Annotated in this window: 3 protein-coding genes; all 3 read left to right on the forward strand. The window is 29.3% G+C overall.

Going from position 1 to position 3,157, the window contains the following annotated elements; genetic code table 11:
- Nucleotides 1-324 (forward strand): hypothetical protein (locus tag J7G74_RS02180; RefSeq protein WP_330616357.1); only part of this gene is annotated, 324 nt, incomplete at its 5' end.
- Between the two features lie 114 nt (nt 325-438).
- The gene (locus tag J7G74_RS02185; RefSeq protein ID WP_297131304.1) at nt 439-2,172 is read left to right on the forward strand and encodes a carbon starvation CstA family protein; all 1,734 of its coding nucleotides are present in this window, start codon (nt 439-441) and stop codon (nt 2,170-2,172) included.
- A 426-nt stretch (nt 2,173-2,598) separates the two neighbouring features.
- A partial coding sequence (locus J7G74_RS02190) for a threonine/serine ThrE exporter family protein (RefSeq protein ID WP_297131307.1) occupies nt 2,599-3,157 on the forward strand: 559 nt, incomplete at its 3' end.

Genomic DNA, 3,157 nt, shown 5'->3' on the forward strand with positions numbered 1-3,157 from the left:
ATTTTTAATAAATGTAAAGATTATGCATATAATTATGGTATGAAATTAATTGATCCTAAACCAGGTCACATGTACTCTTATATTACAACTGTTTTTATATGTGATTCCTGTGAAAAAGAAGCAGAGAAATTATTAACTAAATGCAATCTTCATAAAAATTTTAAGTTTTCTTTTTATGGATGGATGGATTTTCATACAGTTTGCATAAATATTAGTGATAATAAAATTTTTGGAAATAACGGAGGTAAAAGTACAACAAGATTTTTTAAAAACTTGTTAATAAAAACAAATAGTTTTCATAAAAAAATCAGAGAGTATTGTTAACACAATATTAATTTGGGAACTTAGTAAATTTGATATTGTTTTATTTTTTAATTTATATATAATTATAAAACAAAATTTTAATTAAACTTATAAGTTTAAAAAGGGGGTAAACTTATGAATGCAGTAGTCATATTATTAGTTGGCATCGCAATTTTATTTGTCGCCTATGTCACTTATGGAAAGTGGTTAGCAAAAACTTGGGGTATTGATGAAAATCAAATCACTCCATCTCATGAATTCGAAGATGGAGTAGACTATGTTCCAGCAAAAGCACCTGTTCTTCTAGGACATCATTTCTCTTCTATCGCAGGTGCAGGTCCTATAAATGGGCCAATACAAGCAGCCGTATTTGGATGGATTCCTGTTGTACTATGGATATTAATAGGTGGTATATTCTTTGGTGCTACTCATGACTTTGGTGCTTTATTTGCATCTATACGTCATAAGGGACAATCCATCGGTGAAGTTATAGGGCAAAATATTGGCCCTCGTGCTAAGAAATTATTCCTTATTTTCTCTTATTTAACATTATTATTAGTAGTTGCAGCTTTTGCATCTATAGTAGCAGATACTTTTAAAGCTACATTTACTGATACAGGAGCTATTGATTATGCAGCTAGCGCAGCTAATGCATCTACTGCCATGATTTCTTTATTATTTATTTTTATTGCAGTTGCTTTTGGATTTTTGGTTTATAGACGTAATGCTTCACTAACTACTTCAACTATTGTTGGTATTATAGCGATAGTTATATGTATAACTATCGGTATAAATTTCCACCCTATATATCTAAGTTCAACAGCTTGGATGATTATAGTGGGTATTTATATACTAGTTGCGTCTGTAACACCTGTTTGGATATTACTACAACCACGTGATTATTTAAGTTCATTCTTATTATATGGAATGATGATAATCGCAGTTGTTGGAATCGTTGGTTCTCATCCAACACTAAATATCCCAGCATTTACTGGTTTTGTTGATACAATAGCGCCTACAGGAACATCACTTGGATATTTATTCCCTGCTCTATTTATTACAATTGCTTGTGGTGCTATATCAGGATTTCACTCATTAGTTGGTTCTGGTACTACAGCAAAACAATTGAACAGTGAAAAAGACGCTCGTCCCATAGCTTATGGTTCAATGTTAATTGAATGTGCTCTTGCATTAATTTCAATCTGTGCAGTAGGATATATATGGAAAGATTATGCAGCAGGTACAACAGTTACACCTACAGTAGTCTTTGCTACAGGTATAGCTTCCATGTTAAGTAAAATACCAGGACTTTCTGGTGTATATGACATATCATATTCATTATTAGTATTAACTGTTTCTGTTTTCTGTTTAACATCATTAGATACAGCAACAAGGCTTGCTCGTTATATGTTCCAAGAATTTTGGTTAGAACCTGGTGAGAATAGAGAGGATACTACAGGATTTAAGAGAACTCTTACAAATCCATATATTGCAACAATCATAACTGTTGTTTTAGGTATATCACTTGGACTTACTGGATATGCAAATATCTGGTCATTATTTGGAGCAGCTAACCAATTACTTGCAGCTCTTGGATTATTAGCTGTTGCGGCATGGCTTGGTAATATTGGTAGAAATAATAAAATGTTCTTCATACCTATGGCATTTATGTTAGTTGTAACTATTACATCATTAATATTCACAATAAAATCTAATTTTACTGCTATTATTGCTGGTGGTACAGGTCTAGGATGGTACTATATTCGTGCTATACTTGCCACATTACTTGTTATATTAGCTATTGTTCTAACAATTGAAGGTATTAATACTATAAAAAAACAATTTAAAAATAAAGCTATGCAGTCATAATTAATACTTACAAAAACAGAACAACAATAGATATAGTATCTATAAAATATAAAAAATCTCACTAAAGTAATCTTACCTTAGTGAGATTTTTTATAATATAAGTATTGTTTTTGTTATTATAAATTTCATAAACACTTCCATCCTTTCATTTATATAAATAAAATTAACTTTGTAAATAATTCTTTTCTAAAAATTATATCAAATATATTATATGTTAAACTAAAAATAGTAATATTTAAAACAACTAAATCTAGTCTTGGAAGTAGTTTTAAACTTATGTGAATCTCTTAAAACTTTATTACATACTTTTATTGACTTTCATTTTATAAATATTATATACTACACTAGGTTTGAAAAATATGTTTCATATATACTAATTAACTAATTAGATAAAATTTCACTTATCATATTGAGGGAGGCAAGTTTATGAATGAGGAATTAGATCCAAATTACAAGAAAAGTGTCCTTAGATTAGCATTATTCATAGGTGAACTTATGCTAGTAAACGGAGCAGAAACATATCGTGTAGACGATACAATTTTAAGAATCTGTAAATCTAGGGGATTTAATCATATAAATGTTTTTACATCTCCTACTGTAATTATTATCTCTGATTCTAGATTTGATGGATATTCATTTATGGTGAGTATTAAATCAAGATCTATTAACTTAGATAAAATATCGTTGCTAAATGAACTTTCTAGAAAGTTTGTTGGTAATAGGGATATATCAGTAGAAGATACTATGAAAGAAGCAAAGAGTATAGTCAATACAAACTCTTATTCGGAATTATCACAATATATATTTACAGGCATTGGTTCTGCGTTCTTTGCTGGTTTAGTAGATGGAAATAATTTACCTACTTTTATAGCAACTTTTATAACTTCAATAATAGGAGTAAAAATATATAATAAAATAATAAGTTTAAGCAGTATTCCTGCTTTTGCCAGTTTGATATCATCTACATTCATTGCTATTGTTGGTG

The sequence above is a fragment of the Terrisporobacter sp. genome (assembly GCF_017888745.1).
GTDB lineage: Bacteria > Bacillota > Clostridia > Peptostreptococcales > Peptostreptococcaceae > Terrisporobacter.